Origin of the sequence: Streptomyces sp. NPDC057445 (genome assembly GCF_042802855.1) — a bacterium.
Taxonomy (GTDB): Bacteria; Actinomycetota; Actinomycetes; order Streptomycetales; family Streptomycetaceae; genus Streptomyces.
In genome coordinates, this window is the sequence record NZ_JBHVDH010000004.1 from 166,502 (window position 1) to 191,205 (window position 24,704).

Here is a 24,704-nt window from a genome sequence, read left to right on the forward strand (position 1 = left end):
TGCGGTCCGTGCTTACGGGAACGTCAGCTTGAAGCTGTTGATGTACCCGGTGTCGTAGCGGGCGACGTCCTGGACCTTCAGCTTCCAGGTGCCGTTGGCGACCTCGCTCGACGCGTTCACCGTGTACGTCTCGACCACGTTGTCCGCCGAGTCGCTTCCGCTGGAGTTCTTCAGGCGGTACGCCGTGCCGTCCGGGGCCACCAGGTCGATGACCAGGTCACCGCGCCAGGTGTGGACGATGTCGACGCCGACCTTGAGGGCGGCCGGGGCGTTGCCCGTGATGCCGGAGACGGTGACCGACGAGGTGACCGTACCGAGGTCCGGGATGGTCACGTCGGCGGTGTTCTCGAAGGACTTGCCGCCGGGGTCGGGACCGCCGGGACGGGCGCCCACGTTGATGCCGGCCCAGGCGTCGGTGACGGACTTGACCTCGGGGCTGCTGGCTCCGTACAGCTCCGTGGCGACGGCGATGGTGCCCGTGCGGGCGGCCGCGTAGTTGGTCGTCGAGTTGAACTTGGTGGTGAGGGCCTTGAACCAGATCAGCGAGGCCTTGTCGCGGCCGATACCGGTGACCGGCAGACCGTCAGAGGTCGGCGAGTCGTAGTTCACGCCGTTGATGGTCTTGGCGCCGCTGCCCTCGGAGAGCAGGTAGTACCAGTGGTTGGCCGGGCCGGAGGAGTAGTGGACGTCGATGCCGCCGAGGCCCGAGTACCAGGAGTCCTTGGACGCGCCGTCCTTGCTGGGCTTGTCCATGTAGCGCAGCGGTGTGCCGTCGCCGTTGATGTCGATCTTCTCGCCGACGAGGTAGTCGCCCTTGTCCTGGGCGTTGTTGGCGTAGAACTCGACGGCGGCGGCGAAGATGTCGGACGTCGCCTCGTTGAGACCGCCCGACTCGCCGCTGTAGACGAGCTTCGCTGTCGCGGCGGTGACGCCGTGCGTCATCTCGTGCGCGGCCACGTCGATCGACGTCAGCGGCTTGCTGTTGCCGGAGCCGTCTCCGTAGGTCATGCAGAAGCAGCTGTCGGACCAGAAGGCGTTGACGTAGTTGTTGCCGTAGTGGACCCGGGAGTACGCGCCGACGCCGTCGCCCTTGATCCCGCTACGGCCCTGCACGTTCTTGTAGTAGTCCCAGGTCAGCGCGGCGCCGTAGTGGGCGTCGGCGCCGGCCGTCTCGGCGTTCGCCGCGGTGCCGTCGCCCCAGATGTCGTCGGCGCCGGTGAAGAGCGTGCCGGTGCCGGAGGTGCCGCGGTTGAGGTTGTACGTCTTGTGGTTGCCGCGGCCGGTGTCGGTCAGGGTGTACGACGGCGCGGTGCCGAGCGTGACCTGGCCGCTGTACTGCGTGTTGCCGGTGCCTTCGTTGATCGCCTGCCACTCGTAGAGCTTCTTGCCGGTGGCGGCGTCGGTGACGACGTGCAGCTCGTTGGGCGTGCCGTCGTGCTGGATTCCGCCGACGACCGTCTCGTACGCGAGAGTCGGCTTGCCCTGCGCCATCCAGACCACCTTGCGCGGGGCGCGGTCGGCGGTGGTCTTCTTGGACCCCTCGGCGCGGGCCGCGGCGACCGCCTGCTTCTCGGCGGCGGCGGGGGCGAGTTCGGCGCTGGTATCGACGTTCTTGAGCGCGGCCGGGGAGGCCTTGACGACGGACTCGGTCCTTCCGGCCTTCGTCTCTGCGACCACGAGGTCGCCGCCGAGGACGGGGAGTCCGGCGTAGGTGCGCTCGTAGCGCGTGTGGGTCGTGCCGTCACGGTCCAGGGTGACGTCTCGGGGGACGAGCTTCTCCTGGGCGGTGAGGCCGAGTTCCTTCGCGGTGGCGGCCTTGGTGGCATTGGCCTCGCGCAGCAGCTCGGCCCGCTCGGCGGGGCTGAGCTGCACCGGCAGGGCGCCGGGGTCGGCCGCCGAAGCGGCCTGGTTCTTCGGGGCGGCGGCCGGGGTGCCGGCGGTGGCGGAACCGGACTGGACTCCGACGGCGAGCAGTGCCGCGGTCGCGAGCAGAGCGCCGGTCGCGCTGGCACGGCGACGTCTGGGCGTGGGTCTCACGCGAACTCCTTCTGCGAGGGGGGTACCGGCGGCTGGGTGGGGCCGTCCGGGCAGAGCTGCAGAGCTACGGAGCATGTGGTGCGTGGATCGTGGGAAGCGTGGCAGGAGAAGAAGCTCCCTGTCAGGAGCGCGTCAAGAGATTGGCCGGAAACCGTCCGTTCCCCGAAAAGTCATGTTCGTTAAGCGGACGTTTCACCGATCACCCCCGGGCCGCCATCGGGCGGCCGGGCCAGGCCGAATGTGAAGAGAGTGCCGGGATCGCGCGCAAAGTCGCCCCCGCCGGCCGGAGAAGGGACCGGAGGGTACGCGCCACCCTCCGCGATCCGCCCGAGGTGTGGCTCGTTCTGCCGCATCCGGCGCGGTTCGTTGTTTGGCCGCGCAGGACGCCGGGCACCGCGGTCCGGGGCACGCCAGGGCGGGGCGCCGGCCCGGGAATCCCCTCGACGCCGGGGGCACGCGAGGCCTGGGTATCAGGCCCTGGGGTCCAGCCACAGCGCCTGCGCCACCGCGCACAGCTCGCCGTCCGCCCTGGCCAGGGCCACTCCCATCGTGTGTTTACGGCCCGACTCCGCGAGGAGCCACGCGTACGAGATGTGCGGCTCGCCCGTGAACACCGGGCGGAGCAGGGTTCCTGTCAGCGACGCCGTGACCGCGCCAGGCCGCTGCGTACCCAGCATGCGCCCCGCCCAGTTGCCGGGGCAGTCGAGCGCGCCCCACACGAGCCCGGGCGGGAGCAGGCCGTCGGGCCCGGCGAGGGCGGGGGACGGCACCCAGGCCGAGGCCACGACCTCACGGCCCGGCACCGGGGTGCAGTGCTGGCGCAGGCCCCGGTCGGGCGTACGGTCCAGCCCGCAGCCGAAGCAGTCGACCAGACCCGGCGGCGGCGCCGCCCGGAACGCCTGTGCGGCGGACACCGCCTCCTCCCAGGAAGGTGCTCCGGGTGCTTCAGGAGTCCCGCCGGCCGGGGTCGCCGTCGCCAGGGCCCGGTCACCGGGCCCCAACTCCACGCCCCCGTCGGCCGTTTCTGCGATCCGCACCGGCACACCCACCGGCACCGGCCCCCGGAAGTCCACCCGTACGGTCTTCGCCACGGTCCGCTCGGCGAGCACCCCGGCGACATAGCCGCCGAAGGCCACACCGGCGTATCCGACGTACAGCTCCGGCACCACGATCGCGTCAGTCGTCGTCATGGGCCCACTCCACCACACCCGGATCGGCGCTCCCTTGCACAGGAAGCCGCTGGTGGGGCGAGGGGCGCCGTCGGGCAGAGGGTCCGCCACCGGTCACCCGCACTCCGCCGGTCACCCGCACTCCGCCGACCACCCGCACTCCGGCGGCCCCGTGTCCCGGGGAGCCGTCAGCCGTTCTGCGAGCTCCCACAGCTGCGCCCCGAGCCCGGGGTCGTGGAGCTGCGGTGGGCCGGGCGCCGGGCGGTCGCGGGGCGTACTCGGGCGACTGACGGCAACACCGCCCACGTCGCGAGGTGCGGTGCCGTGCCTGCCAGGGGAGACCTCCCAGGCGCAGCACCGGGGGAGTCGCGAGCCGGTGAACCTTTCCGGTCACAGCACTGGCGACCGGTTGTCCTCGGGGCCCGGAGGGCAACGCACACTTCGCGTGCCGAGTCAGACCAGACTGTCCCGCCACGCCCGGTGCAGGTCCGCGAACCTGCCCTCACCGCCGATGAGTTCGGCCGGGCCGCCGTCCTCAACGATCCGGCCGTGCTCCATGACCAGTACCCGGTCCGCGATCTCCACGGTCGACAGCCGGTGCGCGATCACCACCGCCGTACGGCCGCGCAGCACCGTTTCCATCGCCCGCTGCACCGCCCGCTCACCCGGGATGTCCAGCGAGCTCGTCGCCTCGTCGAGGATCAGCACCGCCGGGTCGGCCAGCAGCGCCCGCGCGAAGGCGACGAGCTGACGCTGGCCGGCCGAGATCCGGCCGCCCCGTTTGCGTACGTCCGTGTCGTAGCCGTCCGGCAGTCCGCTGATGAAGTCGTGCGCGCCGATCGCCTTCGCGGCGTGCTCGATGTCCTCGCGGCTCGCGTCCGGCCGGCCGATCGCGATGTTCTCCGCGACCGTTCCGGAGAACAGGAACGCCTCCTGCGTCACCATGACCACCCCGCGCCGCAGTTCGGGCACGGCGAGGTCGCGCAGATCGACGCCGTCGAGGAGGACACGGCCCTCGGTGGGGTCGTAGAAACGGGCGAGCAGCTTCGCGAGCGTGGACTTGCCCGCGCCGGTGGAGCCGACGACCGCCACGGTCTGGCCGGCCGGGATCGTGAGGCCGAAGCGGGGCAGCACCTCCCCGCCGGTGCGGTAGGCGAACCTGACGTCCTCGAAGACCACGCCCCGGCCGGGCTCGGACCCGGCGCGCCGGGGCAGCCCTGCGGGGTGGTCCGGCTCCGGCACGGACGGCGTCCGGGCCAGCAGCCCGGCGATCTTCTCCAGCGAGGCGGCCGCCGACTGGTAGGAGTTCAGGAACATGCCGAGCCGGTCGATCGGGTCGTACAGCCGCCGCAGATACAGCACGGCAGCCGCCAGCACACCCAGAGCGAGCGTCCCCTCTGTGACACGGTAGGCGCCCCACAGGACGATCCCAGCCACGGCGGTGTTGGCGACCAGCCGGGAGCCGATGACGTACCGGGCCATCTCCAGCAGCGCGTCGCCGTTGCTGCGGGCGTGGCGGTCGTTGAGGGCGCGGAAGCGGTCGTCGTTGGCGCGCTCCCGGCGGAAGGCGCGCACCGGGCGGATGCCGTTCATCGTCTCCGCGAACTTCACGATGACGGCGGCGATCGCGGTGGACCGCTCGGCGAACACCACGGCGGCGCGGCGCTGGTAGAGCCGGATGAGCAGATACAGCGGTACGAAGCTGAGAACCGCGAGACCGCCGATGCCGGGGTCGAGCCACAGCAGCGTCGCCGAGATGTAGACGAAGGCGAGGATCACCGCGACGAGTTCCTGCAGCCCCTCGCTGAGGAGCTCGCGCAGGGACTCGACGTCCGTGGTGGAGCGGGAGATCAGCCGGCCAGAGGTGTACCGCTCGTGGAAGTCCACGCTGAGGGCCTGCGCGTGCCGGAAGATACGGCCGCGCAGATCGAGCAGCACGTCCTGGTTGACGCGGGCCGCGGCGCGGATGAAGGCGTACTGGAACGCGCCGGAGGCGACCGCGCTCACGGCGTATCCGGCGCCGACGGCCACGAGCGGCCCGTGGTCGCCCCGGCGCAGCGCCGGAACACCGCTGTCGATGGCGTACGCGACGAGCAGCGGACCGGCCTGGGCGGCGGCCTGCTGGAGCAGCAGAAGGAGCGCGGCGAGGACGACCCGGGCACGGCGGGGTGCGAGCAGGGACCGCAGCAGGGCGCCGGTGGCGCCGTCGGGTGCGGGCAGGGCGTCCCGGTCGAACGGGTCGCTCGCAGACGTCATCGGGCCTTCTCCTCGGCATGGTTGCCCGACATCAGCCAGGCGTACTCGGCGTTGTCCCGCAGCAGTTCGTGGTGCGTGCCGACGGCGGCGATACGGCCGCCGGACAGCAGCGCCACCCGGTCGGCGAGCAGCACCGTGGACGGCCGGTGGGCCACGACGAGAGCGGTGGTGCCCTCCAGGACGCGGCGGAGTGCGGCCTCCACGAGGGCCTCGGTGTGCACATCGAGCGCCGACAGCGGATCGTCGAGAACCAGGAACCTCGGGTGGCCGACGACCGCCCGGGCGAGCGCGAGCCGCTGCCGTTGGCCTCCGGAGAGACTGAGCCCCTGCTCGCCGACCTCGGTGAGGACACCTTGCGGGAGCCGTTCCACGAATCCGGCCTGAGCCAGCTCGAGTGCCCGGAGGACCTCTTCGTCCGTGGCGCCCTCGGCCCCCATGCGTACGTTCTCCCCGACGCCGGCCGAGAACAGGGTCGGCTCCTCGAAGGCCATGGAGACGAGCTGCCGCAGTTCCTCGCGCGGCATCGCGGCGATGTCCCGCCCGTCGAGCGTGATCCGGCCCCGGGTCACTTCGTACAGCCGCGGCACCAGGGCGGTCAGCGTTGTTTTCCCGGACCCCGTCCCGCCGACGAGCGCCATGGTCTCGCCGGGCCTGACATGCAGATCGATGCGCTGCAGTACGGGCGTCGAGTCCGGACCGGCGTCGGGATAGCGGAACTCGACCCCGTCGAAGGCGAGTCCGCCGCGTGCGTCCCCGCGGCCTTCTCCGGCCACGGCGGTCGCCGAGGGCCGCCCGCCCGGTGGTCCGGCGTGGTCGGCCCCGCCGCCGGCGTGGCCGGACAGTGCGAGAGCGACGGATGCCCGGCCGTCCCCGCCCGCCGGGCGGGCCGTGGTCTCACGGCCACCGGGCGCCCGACGTACGTGCGCCCCCGACCGGCCGTCGGCCGGGTCGGGCGTCGGCAGCGTGTCACCGGCCGACGCGGTCGCTCCGTCGGCGCCCGGCGAAGTCCCCACGCCGGCGCGGGTGCCGGACGCCCGGGTGCCGGCCTCGTGGGCCCGGACGGACGCCCCGTCCTCCGCCCCGGATTCCTCCGCCGCGTCCATGACCTCGAAGAAACGGTCCGTCGCCGTCGCCGCCTCCTGGCTCATCGCCAGCAGGAAGCCCATGGCGTCCACCGGCCAGCGCAGTGCCAGCGCGGTCGACAGGAAGGCCACCAGCGTGCCGGCCGAGAGCTCCCCGTCCGCCACCTGGATCGTGCCGATCACCAGCGCGGCGGCGATCGTCAGCTCCGGCACGATCATGATCGCGGCGAAGATGCCCGCCAGCAGGCGCGCCTTGACCAGTTCGGTGCCCCGCAGGCGCTGCGCGAGCCCACGGAAGGCCGCCGCCTGACTGCGGTGACGGCCGAAGCCCTTGATGATGCGGATGCCGAGCACGCTCTCCTCGACGACCGTCGTGAGATCCCCGACCTGGTCCTGCGCGGTGCGCGCGACAGACGAGTAGCGCGCCTCGAACCTCATGACCAGGAACACCAGCGGCACGACCGGCGTCAGCAGAATCAGGCCCAGCGTCCACTGCTGCGCCAGCAGAATCCCGGCGCCGACAAGGATCGTCACCCCGTTGACGAGCAGGAACGTCAGCGGGAACGCCAGGAACATCCTCAGCAGCATCAGGTCGGTGGTCCCGCGCGACAGCAACTGCCCCGACGCCCAACGGTCGTGGAAGGCCACCGGCACCCGCTGCAGATGCCGGAACAGATCCGCCCGCATCGCCGCCTCCACACCCGCGAGCGGCCTCGCCACCAGCCACCGCCGGAAGCCGAAGAGGACCGCCTCCGCGATCCCGAGCAGCAGCAGATACAACGCGCCCAGCCACACCCCGCGGCCATCCCCCTCCGCGACCGGTCCGTCCACCATCCACTTGAGGACGAGCGGGAAGACCAGGCTCAGACACGACGCGACGACCGCGACGAACGCCGCGGTGAACAGGCGTGCCCGCACCGGTCGCACATACGGCCACAGCCGCAGCAGCGAACGGACGGCGGACCGGTGATCCTCGGGGACTGCATCTGTACTGGGCATCAGGCGCGAGCCTACGGTTCACCACTGACACTGCCCACCGAGTTTTTCCGGCCACTCCACCGGCCTCGTACCACCCGGTCGTACCGCCTCATCAACCGATCGGACGATGCCTTTTCGAGCGATTCGAGCGATTCGGGCGATGTCCGCGGCAGCCGGCCGCCGCCGCCCTCGTACCCATGGCGATCGTCGAAGTGAACGGACTGCGCCAGGCCTACGGGGGGCGCCCCGCCGTGGAGCGCGTGACCCACCTGTTCGGGGCACAGCTGCAGGAGAGCTGGGCGTCGAGGACCGTGCGGCGGCGGTCGCCGTCGGGTACGACCGGAAGATCCTCGGCTGAGCCGTGGTGATGCCGCGCCGGCCGCGCCCGCCGCGTCAGCCGCCCCCGACCCGCAGCAGCAGCACCGACCGGGCCGGCACCGTCACCCTCTCGCCACCCCGGAGGACCGTCCCCGGCTCCGCCTCCTGGTCCTCCAGCGAGGTGTCCACGAGCAGCTCGTACGAATCCGCCCACGGTGGCCCCGGCAGCTGGAAGCCCGCCGGCCGGTGCCCCGCGTGCAGGACGACCAGAAAGCTGTCGTCGACGACCGGTTCGCCGCGCGCGTCACGGCCCGGGATGTCACGGCCCGACAGATAGAACGCGACCGTCGAGGCGGGTGCGTACCAGTCCCTTTCCGTCATCTCGGTGCCGCGAGGAGTGAACCAGGCAAGGTCCCTCAGCCCGTCCGCGGTCTGCGGGCGGCCGGAGAAGAACGCCCGCCGCCGCAGCACCGGATGGGCGCCGCGCAGCGCCAGGAGCCGGGAGGTCAGCGCGAGCAGCCCGCCGGGCCCCGGCTCGTCCCGCAGTGACCAGTCGACCCAGCTGACCTCGTTGTCCTGGCAGTAGGCGTTGTTGTTGCCGCCCTGGGTGCGGCCCATCTCGTCGCCCGCGACCAGCATCGGCACCCCGGTGGACAGCAGCAGCGTGGTGAGCAGATTGCGGACCTGGCGGCGGCGCAGGGCGTTGATCCGGGGATCTTCCGTCTCGCCCTCCGCGCCGCAGTTCCAGGCACGGTTGTCGTTCGTGCCGTCCCGGTTGCCCTCGCCGTTGGCCTCGTTGTGCTTGCGTTCGTACGAGACCAGGTCGCGCAGGGTGAACCCGTCGTGGGCGGTGAGGAAGTTGACCGAGGCGTACGGCCGCCGTCCGCCCCAGGCGTAGAGGTCGCTGGAGCCGGAGAGCCGGTAGCCCAGGTCCCGTACGTCGGGCAGCGCGCCGCGCCAGAAGTCCCGTACGGCATCCCGGTAGCGGTCGTTCCACTCGGTCCACAGCGGTGGGAAGGCGCCGACCTGATAGCCGCCGCTGCCCACGTCCCAGGGTTCGGCGATCAGCTTCACCCGGCGCAGGACCGGGTCCTGCGCGATCACCGCGAGGAAGGGGGAGAGCATGTCGACGTCGTGCATCGACCGGGCGAGCGCGGCGGCGAGGTCGAAGCGGAAGCCGTCCACACCCATCTCGGTGACCCAGTAGCGCAGCGAGTCGGTGATCAGCCGCAGCACATGGGGCTGGACGACGTGCAGCGTGTTGCCGCAGCCGGTGTAGTCGGCGTACCGGCGGGCGTCGGCCTGAAGCCGGTAGTAGCCGCGGTTGTCGATGCCCTTGAGGCTGAGGGTGGGGCCGAGTTCGCCCGCCTCCGCGGTGTGGTTGTAGACGACGTCCAGGATGACCTCGATGCCCGCGGCGTGCAGCGCCCGCACCATCCGTTTGAACTCGCCGACCTGCTGCCCCGCCGTCCCCGACGCGCTGTAGGCGGCGTGCGGTGCGAAGTAGCCGATCGAGTTGTAGCCCCAGTAGTTCTTCATTCCGCGCCGCAGCAGATGGTCCTCGTGCGCGAACTGGTGCACCGGCAGCAGCTCCACCGCGGTCACGCCGAGGCGTACCAGATGGCCGACGGCGGCCGGGTGCGCGAGGCCCGCGTACGTGCCGCGCAGCTCCTCGGGGATGTCCGGGTGGAGCATGGTGAAGCCGCGCACGTGCAGTTCGTAGATGACCGAGTCGGCCCACGGCGTCTTGGGACGGCGGTCGTCGGCCCATTCGTCGTCGGGCGCGTCGTCGTGGACGACGACACCCTTGGGAACGTGGGGAGCCGAATCGCGGTCGTCGCGCACGGTGTCGGCGACATGCTGCTGGGGCCAGTCGCGGACGTGGCCGTACACCTCGGGCGGCAGCGAGCGGTACTCGACCCGGGGACCGGCGCCCCTGCCCCCGAACTCGCCGTCCACGGCGCGTGCGTAGGGATCGAGGAGCAGCTTGGCCGGGTTCCAGCGTGCGCCGGTCCACGGATCCCAGCGGCCGTGCACCCGGAAGCCGTACCGCTGCCCCGGCCGCACGCCCGGCACGAAGCCGTGCCAGATCTCATGGGTGAGCTCGGTCAGCGGGAGCCGGGTCTCGGTCCCCGCCCCGTCGAACAGACACAACTCGACCGCCTCCGCCCCGCCGGCCCACAGCGCGAAGTTGGTCCCGGCAAGCCCCTCGGGCCCGACCCGGAAGCGCGCGCCGAGCGGCGTCGGCGCCCCTGGCCAGACATCCGGCACGGGAGCGCGGAGCTCCGGCTCCGCGTGGTCCTTGTACCGTCCGCCGAACGCGGGGTGCCGCACCGCATCAGGGGACGGCAGCCCCTCTTCCCGCACTGCCTCCTGCTCGGCTGCGCTCGACACGTGTCGGCCTCCCGCGGCTCGTCGGGCCACAGCGGTTGCCGCACGCGGCGTCCCGGCCGCGGCTCCTGGGCCCTGTCCGGCGATCGGGCCCGATCGCCGGACAGGGCCCACGCGTGGTCCTCCCACCTGTTCTGCCCGCGCTGTGCTACTCCCAACATGACCCGCGCCCACGTACCCCTACGAGGGGGGCGGTCGTTGGGCGGGACGAGCTGTGTCTCTGCGACCCCACGAGGTGGACTCTGTGAGCAACGCGGTGAGGCGGACGAGGGCCACACTGGCCGCCGCCCTCGTATGGACAGGACTGATGGCCGGGCTGGCCGGCTGCACCGGTGGTGACCTGGACCTCGGCGGCAAGCCGCGGTCGGCCGGGGACACCATCAGGATCACCCCGGACGACGGGGCGAAGGGAGTCGCGGCCGACGGCAGGCTGGAGGTGACGCTCGCCGACGGGCGGCTGGAGCGGGTCAGGGTCACCCGGATCGAGGACGCCCAGCCGGCCGAGGTTCCCGGCGCGCTCTCGCAGGACGGGCTGCGCTGGCGGCCCGACGCCGGCACCCGCCTCGCCCTGGCGGCCAAGTACCGGGTCGACGCGGTGGCGCTCGACGGCCACGGCCGCCGTTCGGCCCGGCACACGACCTTCACGACCCTGGTTCCCGAGCACCGCTTCACCACCTACTTCAATCCGGAGAACCGCTCCACCGTCGGCACCGGCATGATCGTCTCCTTCGTCTTCAACCGGCGGATCGAGGCCCGTGCGGCCGTGCAGCGCGCCATCCGCATCACCTCCGACCCTCCGGTGAAGGTCGTGGGCCACTGGTTCGACGGGCAGCGGCTCGACTTCCGGCCGCGCGAGTACTGGAAGCCCGGAACCAAGGTCACCGTCGAGCTCCGGCTGCGTGATGTGGAGGCCGCGCCAGGGGTGTTCGGGGTCCAGCAGAAGACCGTCGGCTTCACCGTGGGCCGGTCGCAGATCTCCACGGTCGACGTGCGGCAGCGGACGATGGAGGTACGCCGCGAGGGCCGGCTGCTGGCGACCCTCCCGGTCACGGCGGGGGCGAGGAGGACGACCACGTACAACGGCAGGATGGTGGTCAGCGAGATGTTCGACGTCACCCGCATGAACGGCGCCACGGTCGGCTTCAAGACCCGCAAGGGCAAGAGCGAGTACGACATCAAGGACGTACCGCACGCGATGCGGCTCACCACCTCGGGCACCTTCCTGCACGGGAACTACTGGGCCGACCCCTCCGTCTTCGGCTACGAGAACGTCAGCCACGGCTGTGTCGGCCTGCGCGACGACAAGGGCGGCAGCCAGGACTCCCCTGCCGGGTGGTTCTTCGACCGGACACTGATCGGGGACGTCGTGGAGGTCGTCAATTCGCCGGACCGGAAGGTCGATCCCTGGAACGGTCTGAGCGGCTGGAACATGACCTGGAACGAGTGGCTGGCCGGTTCCGCCGTGGGGTGACCCCCGTCCGGCCTGCATGGCCCGCCCCTGTCCTGGACATGTTGGGACTGAACGGTGACATCCGTGGGGAGTTACCACGGCTCGCGGTGTGATTATCTATCGCCAGATGCGCGCAGAAGCGCATGGGGGTAGAGGCCCGGCGTGCAGCCGGGTTCCACGGGCCGTGGCGGGGCCAGGCCGTGCGAGGGGAGAAGGCCAATCGTGAACGGGCAGCCGATATCGGGGGCATCGGCCGGGGAGCGCAGCGGGCGCGGACGGGCAAGCACGGGTGTTCCGGCTCTGGTCCTGGGTGCATTGCTGCTGCTGGTGACGGCATGCGGGGGCGGGGGCTCCGGCAAGGACGACGGGGACAAGGGCAGGGCGGACGGCGGCAAGGCCGCGACCGCCGCCTCGCAGGCGGTCGTGACCGTGGCGCCGAAGGACGGCGCCGCCTCCGTCGCCACCAGCGGCGCGCTGAAGGTCACCGCCGACAAGGGGAAGCTGACCGCGGTCACCGTCAAGGACGACAAGGGCAACGCGATCGAGGGCAAGCTGGCCGCGGACGGCGCCGCCTGGGAGCCGCTGGCGCATCTCGCCGCCGCGACCAAGTACAAGGTGCACGCGGTGGCCAAGGACCCCGAGGGCCGTGAGTCCGCCAAGGACACCACTTTCACCACCCTCGTCCCCAAGAACACCTTCGTCGGCCACTACACGCCCGAGGACGGCTCCACCGTCGGCGTCGGCATGCCGGTCTCCATCAACTTCACCCGCGGTATCACCGACCCCGAAGCCGTCGAGAAGGCCGTCAAGGTGACCGCAGAGCCCTCCGTCCCGGTCGAGGGCCACTGGTTCGGCAACGACCGCCTGGACTTCAGGCCGGAGAAGTACTGGGCCGCGGGCACCAAGGTGACGGTCAAGCTCAACCTGGACGGTGTCGAGGGCCGGCCGGGGGTGTACGGCAAGCAGTCCAAGACGGTGAAGTTCACCATCGGCCGCAGCCAGGTCTCCACCGTCGACGCGCGCAAGCACACCATGGAGATCGTGCGGGACGGGAAGGTCGTCAAGAACATCCCGATCACCGCGGGCGCGCCGTCGACGACGACGTACAACGGCCAGATGGTCATCAGCGAGAAGTACCAGGTGACCCGGATGAACGGCGCCACGGTCGGCTTCGGCGGCGAGTACGACATCAAGGACGTGCCGCACGCGATGCGCCTGTCCGCCTCCGGCACCTTCCTCCACGGCAACTACTGGGCCTCGTCCGGGACCTTCGGCTCTGCGAACGTCAGCCACGGCTGTGTCGGGCTCAGGGACGTGCGCGGCGGCTGGGACGAGAAGGCCCCGGCAGCATGGATGTACGACAACTCGATCATCGGCGACGTGGTGATCGTGAAGAATTCCAAGGACAAGCAGATCGCCCCGTCCAACGGGCTGAACGGCTGGAACATGTCCTGGGCGGAGTGGACCAAGTAGAACGACGCCACCTGCACGTGTGCGGGCCCGGTGCTGTGACGGACAGCACCGGGCCCGCATCCGTTAACGGGGGCTAACCTCCCCGTATGACAGTCAATCTCGAAGTCTCCGAAGGTGTCGGCACCATCCGCCTGGACCGTCCGCCGATGAACGCCCTGGACATCGCCACTCAGGACCGGCTGCGTGAACTCGCCGCCGAGGCCACCGACCGCGACGATGTCCGGGCCGTCATCCTCTACGGCGGCGAGAAGGTGTTCGCGGCGGGCGCGGACATCAAGGAGATGCAGGTGATGGACCACAGCGCGATGGTGAAGCGGTCCAGGGCGCTGCAGGACTCGTTCACCGCCGTCGCACGTATCCCCAAGCCCGTCGTCGCGGCCGTCACCGGCTACGCCCTGGGCGGCGGCTGCGAGCTGGCGCTCTGCGCGGACTACCGGATCGCCGCGGACAACGCGAAGCTGGGTCAGCCGGAGATCCTGCTCGGGCTGATCCCGGGCGCCGGCGGCACCCAGCGGCTCGCGCGTCTGGTCGGCCCGTCCAAGGCCAAGGACCTCATTTTCACGGGCCGTCATGTGAGGGCCGACGAGGCGCTGGCGATCGGCCTGGTCGACCGGGTCGTACCGGCGGCCGAGGTGTACGAGCAGGCGCACGCGTGGGCGGCGAAGCTCGCCCAGGGACCGGCCCTCGCGCTGCGTGCCGCCAAGGAGTCGGTGGACGCGGGTCTGGAGACGGACATCGACACGGGCCTGGCGATCGAACGGAACTGGTTCGCGGGCCTGTTCGCGACCGAGGACCGTGAGCGCGGGATGCGCAGCTTCGTCGAGGAGGGCCCGGGCAAGGCGAAGTTCCTCTGATCGCCCGTGAAGTCGCCTTGAGGCAGGCCGAGTTGTACACGGGCATCGCTTGCGTCAACCTCTTGAGTGGCTTAAACGAACCTTAAGAGACCCTTAAGACAAAGGTGTTCGCAGCACTTCGCGATCATTTGTGAGCGCTGCGTCGTCACAGGTCAGATGGGTTGTGGTGAACCTCGTTCTGCCTCTGGCATATGCCGACCTGATGCCCCGGAACAGCTCATTCCGGGGCATCGAATCGTCAGGAACGGCCCCGGAGCCCCTTCTGTGCGGCCATGATGGGGGACATGGCGGGGCTGGAGGGTGTGGAGCAACCGCGGCAGCGGGGTGGTGCGACCGCTGCGCGGTGGATGCCGGCCGTCGAGGACGAACAGGCGCTCAAGGCGCTCGAGTTGTTCGGGAACCCGACGGACGAAGAGGTCCGGCTGCCGTCCCGGCCCGAATCGGCCGCGACCGCCCGCAGGCTGACGCAGTATGTCGTGCTGCGCCAGTGGGCGCTGTCCCCGCAGATCGCCGAGCACGCGATCCTGCTCGTCTCCGAACTCGTCGGCAATGCCGTGCGCCATACCGGGGCGCGGGTCTTCGGGCTGCGGATGCTGCGCAGGCGCGGCTGGATCAAGGTGGAGGTCCGCGACCCCTCGCGCGGGCTGCCGTGTCTGATGCCCGTGCGTGAGCTGGACACGAGTGGACGCGGCCTCTTCCTGGTGGACAAGCTCTCCGACCGCTGGGGGGTCGATCTGCTGCCGCGCGGCAAGACGACCTGGTTCGAGATGCGAATCTCTGACCGCTGACCGCTGACCGCTGACCGCTGACCGCTGACCGCTGACCGCTGACCGCTGACCGCAGGCCTTGCGTCACGTACACGAAAGCCCCCTCGTGCCGTCGTGCGGCGTCAGGGGGCTTCATGCGTGCGGCCGTGGACTGGAGGGGTGGGGTCCACGACCGCTGGACGACCTGGCCCGGGTCAATGGGGGTCGTGGCACCGACTATGGCAGACGGGGGGCCTTGGCGCCAAAAGTCCCTACCGGGGCAAAATACCGCATAGTCAGGCATTGAGAAAGTGAATCCAAGGTGAAATGAGCCACCTGCCTGGCAAACGCTGAATAGATATGGGTCAACGTGAGTGATTCATGGATCGAGGGCCGCTGGGGTGCCTCCCGGGTGGCGCGACCCGCACCGATCTCGAAGTAGGCAAATCGTTATCTTTCGCCCCTCTCGCCCATAACGTGGTCGTGTGAATCGGATCGGCCGCCGCGGCGCCCTGCGCGCGGGTACACGTGCGGGCGCACTGCTCGCCGGATTCCTCGCCACCGGATGCGCGGACGCCGGCCCCTCCCCGCGCACAGCCGCGTCCCCGTCCCCGGACCCGTCCGCACCTTCCGCCCCCGTCGCCCCGCAGCAGGCGTCAGGCCGGGCCCCCGGGCCCCGCCGCTTTCCCGGGATGCCCGCCGAGATCACGAACGGCCCGCGCGAGCGTCCTGCCGTAGCCCTCACCTTCCACGGCGGGGGCGACCCCGCCACCGCCCGCGCCCTGCTCGCCGAAGCCGAGCGGGCGGGGGCCCGCGTCACGGTGCTCGCCGTGGGGACCTGGCTGGACGAGCACCCGGCCCTCGCCCGGCGCATCCTCGACGGCGGCCATGACCTCGGCAACCACACGCTGCGCCACCTCGACATCTCCTCGATGGCGGAGGCCGAGGCGTACCACGAGATCACCGGCTGCGCCGAGCGGCTGCGGCGGCTGACCGGCTCGATCGGCACCTGGTTCCGTCCGTCCCGCACACGCGACGCCACCCCGCTCGTCCGGCGACTGGCCGCCCGGGCGGGCTACCCGCACACACTCTCGTACGACGTCGACTCGCTGGACCACACCTCGCCCGGCGCGCCGGCCATCACCCGCAATGTCGCCAGGGCCGTCCGGCGCGGCTCTGTGGTGAGCCTGCACTTCGGTTACCAGCACACGGTCGCCGCACTGCCCGCCCTCCTCGACGAACTGGACCGCCGCGGACTGCGTGCGGTGACGACCACGGAGCTGCTGACCTGATGCCGCACCTCACACACCTCACGCGCCTCGCACACCCGTACCGCGCCGCACGTTTCACCCGTCCCACCGGGCGGTCGAGGCGCTCCACGGCCCTTCTCGGTGCCGCCGTGCTCGCCGTCATCGCCGTCGGTTGCAGCACCCCGGCGGAGAAGGACGGGCCAGAGCCCGCCGGGCCGGTGCGGTCCGGGAGCGCCGCGGCCGTCCCGGCCGGACTGCCGGGTATGCCCCCGGTTCTCGACCCCGAGGACCTCTACGCCGCGGACCGGCCCGGCAAACTGTCGCCCGTCGTGAAGGACTTCCCGTCCCGGGTGTACGTCCCCAACACCCTGTCCAACACGGTCACGGTCATCGACCCGGAGACGTACAAGGTCGTCGACACCATTCGCGTAGGGGTCCAGCCGCAGCACGTCGTCCCGTCCTGGGACCTCAGGACGCTGTGGGTCAACAACAACCGTGGCCACAGCCTCACCCCCATCGACCCGGCAACAGGCGAGGCGGGTGAGCCCGTCGAGGTGCACGACCCGTACAACCTCTACTTCACGCCCGACGGCCGGTACGCCGTCGTCATGGCCTCGCTCGACCGCGAACTGGTCTTCCGCGACCCCCACACCATGCACCGGATCAAGACCGTGCCGGTCTCCTGCTACGGCGTCAACCACGCCGACTTCTCCGCCGACGGCCGGTACTTCATCGTGTCCTGCGAGTTCTCCGGCGAGCTGCTCAAGGTCGACACCGAGCGGCTGGAGGTGATCGCCCAGCAGAAGCTGCCCTTCCACGGCGCGATGCCGCAGGACGTGAAGATCTCGCCCGACGGCAGGACCTTCTACATCGCCGACATGACGGCCCACGGCATGTGGGTGCTGGACGGCGAGAAGTTCACCACGCCGAACCTGCTGCCCACCGGAAAGGGCGCCCACGGCCTCTACATCAGCCGTGATTCCAAGGAGATGTACATCACCAACCGAGGCGAGGGCACCATCTCGGTCTTCGACTTCGCCCAGGACAGGCTCGCGAAGAAGTGGCGCCTTCCGGGTGGCGGCTCACCGGACATGGGCGGAGTCTCCGCGGACGGCAAGGTTCTGTGGCTGTCCGGTCGCTACAACTCCGAGGTGTACGCGATCGGCACCGCGGACGGGAAGCTGCGGGCCAGGATCCCGGTCGGCGGCGGCCCCCACGGCCTCGCGGTCTATCCGCAGCCCGGCCGCTACTCGCTCGGCCACACGGGCGTCTTCCGCTGAGCCGGGGGCCGGGGTGCACGTCACCCGGCCGTCAGCAGCGCCTCGGAACCGACGGGCCGGAACCCGGCCTGCTGGAACGTCCGCACACTGCGCGCGTTCCCCGGGGACTGCTGCGCCCAGACGTACGCCCCGTCCGGGACCAGATGGCGCGCGGCATCCGCGAGCCGCACCCCGAGCCCGGCGCCGCGCGAGGGCAGCTCCACCTCGATCGCCGCCTCCCAGCGGTCCGCGACCCCCCGGCCCAGGAGCAGTACACCGCCGTCCGTGGCCCAGACCCGTACGTCGTCACGGAACTTGTGGGCCCGTGCGACCCTCGGATGCTCCGGGTCCTTGATCTCGCGCAGAGGCAGCTCCGGCGAGCCCGCCCGTGAGGGAGCGACGGTCAGCAGGTCGATCGTGTTCATGGAGCGCCCGGTCCTGGTCATCAGCTTGCTGAGGAAGCCGGGGTTCATACTCGCGGCGAGGGGATCGCCGGCGGTGGCCGCAAGGGCCGCACGCACCCACTCGGGGTCCTCGTCCGTGAACACCACCGAGTGCGCGGTGAAGGCCAGCACTCCGGCGTCCCGCGGATTCGGCTGCGGGATCACCGTGGTCCTGCCGTCCGGCGGCGGAAACTCTCCCCGCTCCGCCGCCGCCAGGATCCGTGCCAGCGCGTCGCTCATGACTCCATGGTCCCCCTGGGAACCCCCTCCCGGGAGCACCACCGCCCCGGGACACGAAGCCAGGTCGCCGCCGATAATCTGACCCTCGTCAGTAATGCACCAAGAAGGGGTGGACAGTGGCGGACATCGAGTCGGCGCGTAAGGCCTTCGACCGGTACGACATGAACGGCGACGGGCTGATCTCGGCCGCCGAGTACAAGAGCGTCATGGCGCAGCTGGGCGACTTCCATGTCACCGAGCCCGTCGCCGAGGCCGTCATCAAGGCCAAGGACAGCAACGGCGACGGCCTGCTGACCTTCGACGAGTTCTGGGCGTCGCTCAACAAGGACTGATGCCCCAGGTGTACTACGGCCCGGCCCCCCGGCGACGTGCCGGGGGGCCGGGCCGTTCCTGCGGGGGCCGGGCCGTTCCGGCCGCAGGCCGTGAGCGTCCGGGAACCCGCCGGGCTCAGCACTCGATGATGTTCACCGCGAGACCGCCGCGCGCGGTCTCCTTGTACTTGACCGACATGTCCGCGCCGGTCTCCTTCATGGTCTTGATGACCTTGTCCAGGGAGACCTTGTGGCTGCCGTCGCCGCGCATCGCCATCCGCGCCGCCGTGACCGCCTTCACCGCCGCCATGCCGTTGCGCTCGATGCACGGGATCTGGACCAGACCGCCGACAGGGTCGCAGGTCAGGCCAAGGTTGTGCTCCATGCCGATCTCCGCCGCGTTCTCCACCTGCTCGGGGGAGCCGCCCAGCACCTCGGCGAGCGCGCCCGCCGCCATGGAGCATGCCGAGCCGACCTCGCCCTGGCAGCCGACCTCGGCGCCGGAGATCGAGGCGTTCTCCTTGAAGAGCATGCCGACCGCGCCCGCCGCGAGCAGGAAGCGGACGACCCCGTCCTCGTCGGCACCGGGCACGAAGTTCATGTAGTAGTGCAGGACCGCGGGGATGATGCCCGCCGCGCCGTTCGTCGGGGCGGTGACGACGCGGCCACCCGCCGCGTTCTCCTCGTTCACGGCCATCGCGTACAGCGTGATCCACTCCATCGCGAGGGCCAGGGGGTCGCCCTCGGAGCGCAGCTTGCGCGCGGTGGTGGCGGCGCGCCGGCGGACCTTGAGGCCGCCGGGCAGAATGCCCTCGCGGGACATACCGCGCGAGACACAGGCCTGCATGACCCGCCAGATCTCCAGCAGGCCCTCGCGGATCTCCTCCTCGGTCCGCCACGCCTTCTCGTTCTCCAGCATCATCGCGGAGATGGACAGACCGGTCTCGCGGGAGAGCCGCAGGAGCTCGTCACCGGTGCGGAAGGGGTACTTCAGCACGGTGTCGTCGAGCTTGATCCGGTCCTGGCCGACCGCGTCCTCGTCCACGACGAAGCCGCCGCCGACCGAGTAGTAGGTCTTTTCCAGCAGCGTCGCGCCCTCCGCGTCGTACGCCCACAGCGTCATGCCGTTCGCGTGGTAGGGGAGCGCCTTGCGGCGGTGCAGGACCAGGTCCTCGTCGAAGTCGAAGCCGATCTCGTGCACACCGAGGATGCTGATCCGCCCGTTGCTCTTGATCAGCTCGACCTGCTCGTCGGCGGTCTCGACGTCGACGGTACGGGGCGACTCGCCCTCCAGGCCCAGCAGGACGGCCTTGGGAGTGCCGTGGCCGTGGCCGGTCGCGCCCAGCGAGCCGTAGAGCTCGGCGCGCACCGTGGTGGTGTGGGCCAGCAGGCCCTCGTTCTTCAGGCGACGGGCGAACAGGCCGGCTGCGCGCATCGGGCCGACCGTGTGGGAGCTGGACGGGCCTATGCCGATCGAGAACAGGTCGAAGACCGATATGGCCACGGGGTACTCCTTGTGGGTGGTAGACGCCGTCGTCTGCCAGGGTGGTGCAGAAGAACAAACGGGCGGTGCGTGGTGCGGGGCACCGCATTCACCGGGAAAGTGTGTGCGGTGCCCCGTTTGTTTTGCTTTGGCTGCTACAGACCAGGGTAAAGCGGGTGCTTCGCGGCCAGGGCCGTCACCCGGGCCTTGAGGGCCTCCGCGTCGGCCTCCCCGAAGCCGGAGGGGGCCTTGAGCACCTTGGCGATGATGTCGGCGACCTCGCGGAAGTCCTCGGCCTGGAAGCCGCGGGTGGCGAGCGCCGGCGTACCGATGCGCAGACCCGAGGTGACCATCGGCGGGCGGGGGTCGTTCGGAACCGCGTTGCGGTTGACCGTGATGCCGACCTCGTGCAGACGGTCCTCGGCCTGCTGGCCGTCCAGCTCGGAGTTGCGCAGGTCGACCAGGACCAGGTGGACGTCGGTACCGCCGGAGAGGACCGAGACTCCGGCCTCCTTGACGTCGTCCTGGACCAGCCGCTCTGCGAGGATCCTCGAGCCCTCCAGGGTGCGCTGCTGGCGCTCCTTGAACTCCTCGGTGGCCGCGACCTTGAAGGAGACGGCCTTGGCCGCGATCACATGCTCCAGCGGACCGCCCTGCTGACCGGGGAAGACCGCCGAGTTGATCTTCTTGGCGAGCTCGGCCGTGGAGAGGATCACACCGCCGCGCGGGCCGCCCAGCGTCTTGTGGGTGGTCGTGGTCACGACATGGGCGTGCGGCACCGGGTTCGGGTGCAGTCCCGCGGCGACCAGGCCCGCGAAGTGGGCCATGTCGACCATCAGATACGCGCCGACCTCGTCCGCGATCCGGCGGAAGGCGGCGAAGTCCAGCTGGCGCGGGTACGCGGACCAGCCGGCGACGATCAGCTTGGGCTTGGACTCCTTGGCGAGCCGCTCGACCTCGGCCATGTCGACCTGGCCCGTGGCGTCGTCCACGTGGTAGGCGACCACGTTGTAGAGCTTGCCGGAGAAGTTGATCTTCATGCCGTGGGTCAGGTGCCCGCCGTGCGCGAGGTTCAGACCCATGATCGTGTCGCCCGGCTTCAGCAGCGCGAACATCGCGGCGGCGTTGGCCTGGGCACCCGAGTGCGGCTGGACGTTGGCGTGCTCGGCGCCGAAGAGCGCCTTGATGCGGTCGATGGCGATCTGTTCGACGACATCGACGTGCTCACAGCCGCCGTAGTAACGGCGGCCGGGGTAGCCCTCGGCGTACTTGTTGGTGAGGACCGAGCCCTGGGCCTCCATGACCGCGACCGGAGCGAAGTTCTCCGAGGCGATCATCTCGAGGGTGGACTGCTGACGGTGGAGCTCGGCGTCGACGGCGGCGGCGACGTCCGGGTCGAGCTCATGGAGGGGAGTGTTAAGAAGCGACATCACGCGATCCCTTGTGGCCTGTGGTCTTCGGTCAGCCGGCGAAGTCGGTGTACTCGTCGGCGGAGAGCAGCTCGGCCGGCTCCTCCGTGACACGCACCTTGAACAGCCAGCCGCCCTCGAACGGGGCGCTGTTCACCAGCGAAGGGTCGTTGACGACGTCCTCGTTGACCTCGGTGACCTCGCCGGACACGGGGGAGTACAGATCACTGACCGACTTGGTGGACTCCAGTTCGCCGCAGGTCTCGCCCGCGCTCACCGTGTCGCCGACCTCGGGGAGCTGGACGTACACGACATCGCCGAGCGCGTTGGCCGCGTGCTCCGTGATGCCGACCGTCGACACGCCGTCCTCGGCGGCCGACAGCCACTCGTGCTCCTTGCTGTAACGCAGCTGCTGGGGGTTGCTCATGGCCTGAATTCTCCTGTACGCGGTGGACTGCTGCTGACGGGGAGGGGGAGGGTCTACTTCTGGCGCTTGTAGAAGGGAAGCGCAACGACCTCGTACGGCTCATGAGTACCGCGGATGTCGACACCGACGCCCTCGCCGCCCGGCGCGGCGTGCGCCGCGTCCACGTAGGCGATGGCGATAGGCTTGCCCAGGGTCGGCGACGGGGCACCCGAGGTGACCTCGCCGATCACCTGACCGCCCGCGACCACCTGCATTCCGGCGCGGGGCACCCGGCGGCCCTCGGCGATCAGGCCGACCAGCTTGCGCGGGGGACTGGTCGCGGCGCGCTCGGCGGCCGCCTCGAGGGACTCGCGGCCCACGAAGTCGCCCTCCTTCTCGAACTTCACGACCCGGCCCAGACCCGCGTCGAACGGGGTCAGCGAGGTGGTCAGCTCATGCCCGTACAGCGGCATGCCGGCCTCCAGGCGCAGCGTGTCGCGGCAGGACAGGCCGCAGGGGACCAGGCCGGCGGGCTCGCCCGCCTCGGTCAGCGCCTGCCACAGCTTCTCGGCGTGCTGCGGCTCGACGAAGAGCTCGAAGCCGTCCTCGCCGGTGTAGCCGGTGCGGGCGATCAGCGCGGGGACGCCGGCGACGGTGCCGGGCAGACCCGCGTAGTACTTGAGGCCGTCCAGATCGGCGTCCGTGAGGGACTTCAGGATGCCGGGGGACTCGGGGCCCTGGACGGCGATCAGCGCATAGGCGTCGCGGTCGTCGCGCACGGTCGCGTCGAACCCGCCTCGGGCGGACGCGCGCTCGGTCAGGGCGTCCAGGACGATCTGTGCGTTCGAGGCGTTGGCGACGACCATGTACTCGGTGTCGCCGAGACGGTAGACGATCAGGTCGTCGAGGATTCCGCCGTCCTCCTGGCAGATCATCGTGTAGCGGGCCCGGCCGACGGCGACCCCGCCGATGTTGCCGACCAGCGCGTAGTCCAGAAGGGCGGCGGCGTCGGGCCCGGTGACAGTGATCTCACCCATGTGGGAAAGGTCGAAGAGTCCGGCCTTGGTGCGTACGGCGGTGTGCTCGTCGCGCTCACTCGCGTACCGCAGCGGCATGTCCCAGCCGGCGAAGTCGGTCATGGTCGCGCCCAGCGAGCGATGCAGGGCATCGAGGGCGGTGAGACGGGGGGTGGTGCTCATGGATAGGACTCCCAGGGCATGACTGGCGAGGACGATCCTCCCCATCTGTCATCGAAACCTGAGAGGTTCATCATGACCACACGTACATGACGTACGCAAAGGGCATGATTTGCACCTTGGGTGGAGCCGCAAGAGCGGCCCGCTTTTCAGATCTGCCTCATCCTCGCGGTACGGGGCCTGAGAGATTCAAGGGAGGGACTTGCTCCTTCGGCGCCCGGCACACACAGTGGCCAGGACTCTCCCGCGCGGATTCAAGCGGCCGGTATGCAGTTGGCGCGGACATCATTGCACGGGCGCCACGATCAGCAAATCACTTGTAGGTCATTACCTTTTCTTTAAGCTTCCTGGGCAGGGTCCCGGTGACCCGACAAGGGGGAGAGCAATGACGTTGCAGCGGTCAGGTGCCTATATGACGACGACAGCGGGCGTACCCGCCGGGCAGGCCGGGCCGGCGCGCCGGCTGCTTGGCCTGTCCGCGCCCGCGTCCGCGCCGGTGTCCGCGCCCGTGGTGCGCGACCTGCGGGACCGTGTCGGTCACGGCCCGCGGAGCCTGGAGTTCGCCGAGGGGGACGTGGTCGTGATCTCCGGGCTGCCCGGCAGCGGCAAGTCCACCCTGATCCGGCGCGCCGCGGACGGCGGCGGGATCGACTCCCAGAACACCCGCGACCGCTGGGACGCGCGGATGCCCCGGCTGCTGCCGTACGCCTCCTACCGCCCACTGGTCCGCCTCGCCCACTACGCCGGGATGTGGCGAGCACTGCGCTCCGGCGCGAGCGTGGTCGTCCACGACTGCGGCACCCAGTCCTGGGTGCGCCGCTGGCTGGCCCGGGAGGCACGCCGACGCGGCAGGTCCCTTCATCTGCTCCTGCTGGACGTCACCCCGGCCGTCGCCCGCGCGGGCCAGCGCGAGCGCGGCCGGGGCGTCTCCCCCTACGCCTTCGGCCGGCACCGCCGCGCGGTCTCCCGCCTCGTCCGGGACGCGGAGGGGGGCCGCCTCCCGCGGGGCTGCAGCACGGCGACCCTGCTGGACCGCGACGCGGCGACGGCGCTGACGCGGATCGGCTTCACCGCCGAGGTGTGAGCCGTCGTACGGCACCCCGTCCGGGCCGTCGTACGGCACGCCGCAGCGGTTACCCTGCTGAGCGCAGGACATCGCGGCCCGGTACGGGCCGGACGGGGAAGCAGGGGACGCAGTGGATACGACATGGCCCGCCAACGAGCTCGAAGAGGTGCTGAGCGCGTCCGTCGGCAGCCCCGGCGCGGGGGGCCGGCTCGTCGAGGTGCTCGGACGCAGCCATGTCTGGGTGCCGCTGCCCAACGGCGGCGGCCCTGACAGCCCGAGCCTCGATCTGCCGACGCTCGAGATCGACGGCGCCCCGTATGTGCCGGTCTACAGCTCCCAGCAGCAGTTCCTGCAGTGCGTGGGGGACCGGATGCCGGGCACCGTCGCCCCCGCGGTCGAGTTCGCGCGGGGACTGCCGCCGCAGCTCGGTATCGCCGTGAACCCCGGCGGAGCGGTCGGCGTACCGTTGCCGCCGCTCGCGGTCGCCGAGCTGTGCCGGGCCGGGCGGACTCCGCTGGAGGGGCCCGCCAGCGGGGGCCGGGTGCGGCTGTTCGAGCCGGACTGGCAGGAGGAGCCGATCGACTTCCTCGCCGCGGCGGCCGGAGAGTTCGAGGAGACCGGTGTCGTGCAGACGGCCCGCCGGGTTCTCGCGAGCGTCGAGGGAGAGGCGCCGACTCTGTTCGTCGGAGTGCAGCTCTCCACCTGGGAGGGTCACCACCGCACCGCGCCCATGGACGCCCTGGGCCGCGCGCTCGGCCGGGTCGCCGTGAAGTGGCCGGTCAACCTGGTCCTTCTGGACATCGCCCAGGACCCTGTCGGCGACTGGATGCTGAACCGCGTCCGGCCCTTCTACACGAGGCAGCACCCGCAGTCGCACGCATAGTCGT

19 protein-coding genes and 1 riboswitch are annotated in these 24,704 nt (G+C 70.8%); of the genes, 9 read left to right on the forward strand and 10 right to left on the reverse strand.

The window, feature by feature from the left end; all coding sequences use genetic code 11:
- Positions 1-12: 12 nt before the first annotated feature.
- The 5 genes from ACFU5O_RS12015 to glgX all read right to left on the reverse strand — a co-directional run bounded on the left by ACFU5O_RS12015 (position 13) and on the right by glgX (position 10,234).
- A complete protein-coding gene (locus tag ACFU5O_RS12015) occupies positions 13-2,037 on the reverse strand; it encodes a M4 family metallopeptidase (protein WP_384239224.1) in 2,025 nt (674 codons plus the stop codon).
- Between the two features lie 470 nt (positions 2,038-2,507).
- Positions 2,508-3,227 carry a PaaI family thioesterase gene (locus ACFU5O_RS12020; protein ID WP_384239226.1) on the reverse strand — a complete coding sequence of 240 codons (720 nt, stop codon included), beginning with the start codon at positions 3,225-3,227 and terminating at the stop codon, positions 2,508-2,510.
- A gap of 432 nt (positions 3,228-3,659) precedes the next feature.
- Positions 3,660-5,462, reverse strand: a complete 1,803-nt coding sequence (locus tag ACFU5O_RS12025; protein WP_384239228.1) for an ABC transporter ATP-binding protein — start codon at positions 5,460-5,462, stop codon at positions 3,660-3,662.
- Positions 5,459-7,543, reverse strand: coding sequence for an ABC transporter transmembrane domain-containing protein (locus tag ACFU5O_RS12030; RefSeq protein ID WP_384239230.1), 2,085 nt, complete (start codon positions 7,541-7,543; stop codon positions 5,459-5,461). The genes ACFU5O_RS12025 and ACFU5O_RS12030 overlap by 4 nt, the downstream gene beginning before the upstream one ends.
- 372 nt (positions 7,544-7,915) lie before the next feature.
- Entirely contained in the window at positions 7,916-10,234 is a 2,319-nt protein-coding gene (gene glgX, locus ACFU5O_RS12035) for a glycogen debranching protein GlgX (protein ID WP_384239231.1), read from the reverse strand.
- 241 nt (positions 10,235-10,475) lie between these two features.
- Here glgX and ACFU5O_RS12040 point away from each other — a divergent pair, with 241 nt between their 5' ends.
- The 6 genes from ACFU5O_RS12040 to ACFU5O_RS12065 all read left to right on the forward strand — a co-directional run bounded on the left by ACFU5O_RS12040 (position 10,476) and on the right by ACFU5O_RS12065 (position 17,284).
- A complete protein-coding gene (locus ACFU5O_RS12040) occupies positions 10,476-11,702 on the forward strand; it encodes an Ig-like domain-containing protein (RefSeq protein ID WP_384239233.1) in 1,227 nt (408 codons plus the stop codon).
- Positions 11,703-11,903: 201 nt separating this feature from the next.
- Positions 11,904-13,154 carry an Ig-like domain-containing protein gene (locus ACFU5O_RS12045; protein WP_384239234.1) on the forward strand — a complete coding sequence of 417 codons (1,251 nt, stop codon included), beginning with the start codon at positions 11,904-11,906 and terminating at the stop codon, positions 13,152-13,154.
- Between the two features lie 86 nt (positions 13,155-13,240).
- Positions 13,241-14,008 (forward strand): enoyl-CoA hydratase/isomerase family protein, encoded by a 768-nt coding sequence (locus ACFU5O_RS12050; protein WP_384239236.1) that lies wholly within the window; start codon positions 13,241-13,243, stop codon positions 14,006-14,008.
- Positions 14,009-14,280: 272 nt separating this feature from the next.
- On the forward strand, positions 14,281-14,796 hold the full coding sequence (locus tag ACFU5O_RS12055; RefSeq protein ID WP_384239238.1) for an ATP-binding protein: 516 nt from the start codon (positions 14,281-14,283) through the stop codon (positions 14,794-14,796).
- 443 nt (positions 14,797-15,239) lie between these two features.
- Positions 15,240-16,046 (forward strand): polysaccharide deacetylase family protein, encoded by an 807-nt coding sequence (locus ACFU5O_RS12060; protein WP_384239240.1) that lies wholly within the window; start codon positions 15,240-15,242, stop codon positions 16,044-16,046.
- Positions 16,046-17,284: a YncE family protein gene (locus tag ACFU5O_RS12065; RefSeq protein WP_384239241.1), complete on the forward strand. Its 1,239-nt coding sequence runs from the start codon at positions 16,046-16,048 to the stop codon at positions 17,282-17,284. Before ACFU5O_RS12060 ends, ACFU5O_RS12065 begins: the two co-directional genes overlap by 1 nt.
- A gap of 20 nt (positions 17,285-17,304) precedes the next feature.
- Here the strand turns inward: ACFU5O_RS12065 and ACFU5O_RS12070 are convergent, their stop codons facing one another.
- The gene (locus ACFU5O_RS12070) at positions 17,305-17,946 is read right to left on the reverse strand and encodes a GNAT family N-acetyltransferase (RefSeq protein WP_384239243.1); all 642 of its coding nucleotides are present in this window, start codon (positions 17,944-17,946) and stop codon (positions 17,305-17,307) included.
- 116 nt (positions 17,947-18,062) lie between these two features.
- Here ACFU5O_RS12070 and ACFU5O_RS12075 point away from each other — a divergent pair, with 116 nt between their 5' ends.
- Positions 18,063-18,278 carry an EF-hand domain-containing protein gene (locus ACFU5O_RS12075; protein WP_384239244.1) on the forward strand — a complete coding sequence of 72 codons (216 nt, stop codon included), beginning with the start codon at positions 18,063-18,065 and terminating at the stop codon, positions 18,276-18,278.
- 115 nt (positions 18,279-18,393) lie between these two features.
- Here the strand turns inward: ACFU5O_RS12075 and ACFU5O_RS12080 are convergent, their stop codons facing one another.
- The 4 genes from ACFU5O_RS12080 to gcvT form a co-directional block, all read right to left on the reverse strand.
- Positions 18,394-19,761 (reverse strand): L-serine ammonia-lyase, encoded by a 1,368-nt coding sequence (locus tag ACFU5O_RS12080; RefSeq protein WP_384239246.1) that lies wholly within the window; start codon positions 19,759-19,761, stop codon positions 18,394-18,396.
- A gap of 134 nt (positions 19,762-19,895) precedes the next feature.
- Complete coding sequence (gene glyA, locus ACFU5O_RS12085; RefSeq protein WP_384239248.1) at positions 19,896-21,170, reverse strand: serine hydroxymethyltransferase; 1,275 nt, start codon at positions 21,168-21,170, stop codon at positions 19,896-19,898.
- A gap of 31 nt (positions 21,171-21,201) precedes the next feature.
- Positions 21,202-21,576, reverse strand: a complete 375-nt coding sequence (gene gcvH / locus ACFU5O_RS12090; RefSeq protein ID WP_384239250.1) for a glycine cleavage system protein GcvH — start codon at positions 21,574-21,576, stop codon at positions 21,202-21,204.
- 53 nt (positions 21,577-21,629) lie between these two features.
- Positions 21,630-22,754, reverse strand: coding sequence for a glycine cleavage system aminomethyltransferase GcvT (gcvT, locus tag ACFU5O_RS12095; RefSeq protein ID WP_384239251.1), 1,125 nt, complete (start codon positions 22,752-22,754; stop codon positions 21,630-21,632).
- Between the two features lie 156 nt (positions 22,755-22,910).
- Positions 22,911-23,008: riboswitch (glycine riboswitch) on the reverse strand.
- 128 nt (positions 23,009-23,136) lie between these two features.
- On the opposite strand from gcvT, the gene ACFU5O_RS12100 reads away from it, so the two are divergent.
- Together ACFU5O_RS12100 and ACFU5O_RS12105 are read left to right on the forward strand one after the other, a co-directional pair.
- A complete protein-coding gene (locus ACFU5O_RS12100; RefSeq protein ID WP_384239252.1) occupies positions 23,137-23,835 on the forward strand; it encodes an AAA family ATPase in 699 nt (232 codons plus the stop codon).
- Between the two features lie 112 nt (positions 23,836-23,947).
- Entirely contained in the window at positions 23,948-24,700 is a 753-nt protein-coding gene (locus ACFU5O_RS12105) for an enhanced serine sensitivity protein SseB (RefSeq protein WP_384239254.1), read from the forward strand.
- Positions 24,701-24,704: the final 4 nt, after the last annotated feature.

What these genes read in the sequence shown, in the direction of transcription:
- ACFU5O_RS12020 (WP_384239226.1), bottom strand. Translation starts at nt 3,227, where the DNA reads ATGACGACGACTGACGCGATCGTGGTGCCGGAGCTGTACGTCGGATAC.
- ACFU5O_RS12025 (WP_384239228.1), bottom strand. Translation starts at nt 5,462, where the DNA reads ATGACGTCTGCGAGCGACCCGTTCGACCGGGACGCCCTGCCCGCACCC.
- ACFU5O_RS12030 (WP_384239230.1), bottom strand. Translation starts at nt 7,543, where the DNA reads ATGCCCAGTACAGATGCAGTCCCCGAGGATCACCGGTCCGCCGTCCGT.
- ACFU5O_RS12050 (WP_384239236.1), top strand. Translation starts at nt 13,241, where the DNA reads ATGACAGTCAATCTCGAAGTCTCCGAAGGTGTCGGCACCATCCGCCTG.
- ACFU5O_RS12055 (WP_384239238.1), top strand. Translation starts at nt 14,281, where the DNA reads ATGATGGGGGACATGGCGGGGCTGGAGGGTGTGGAGCAACCGCGGCAG.
- ACFU5O_RS12065 (WP_384239241.1), top strand. Translation starts at nt 16,046, where the DNA reads ATGCCGCACCTCACACACCTCACGCGCCTCGCACACCCGTACCGCGCC.
- ACFU5O_RS12070 (WP_384239243.1), bottom strand. Translation starts at nt 17,946, where the DNA reads ATGAGCGACGCGCTGGCACGGATCCTGGCGGCGGCGGAGCGGGGAGAG.
- glyA (WP_384239248.1), bottom strand. Translation starts at nt 21,170, where the DNA reads ATGTCGCTTCTTAACACTCCCCTCCATGAGCTCGACCCGGACGTCGCC.
- gcvH (WP_384239250.1), bottom strand. Translation starts at nt 21,576, where the DNA reads ATGAGCAACCCCCAGCAGCTGCGTTACAGCAAGGAGCACGAGTGGCTG.
- gcvT (WP_384239251.1), bottom strand. Translation starts at nt 22,754, where the DNA reads ATGAGCACCACCCCCCGTCTCACCGCCCTCGATGCCCTGCATCGCTCG.
- ACFU5O_RS12100 (WP_384239252.1), top strand. Translation starts at nt 23,137, where the DNA reads ATGACGTTGCAGCGGTCAGGTGCCTATATGACGACGACAGCGGGCGTA.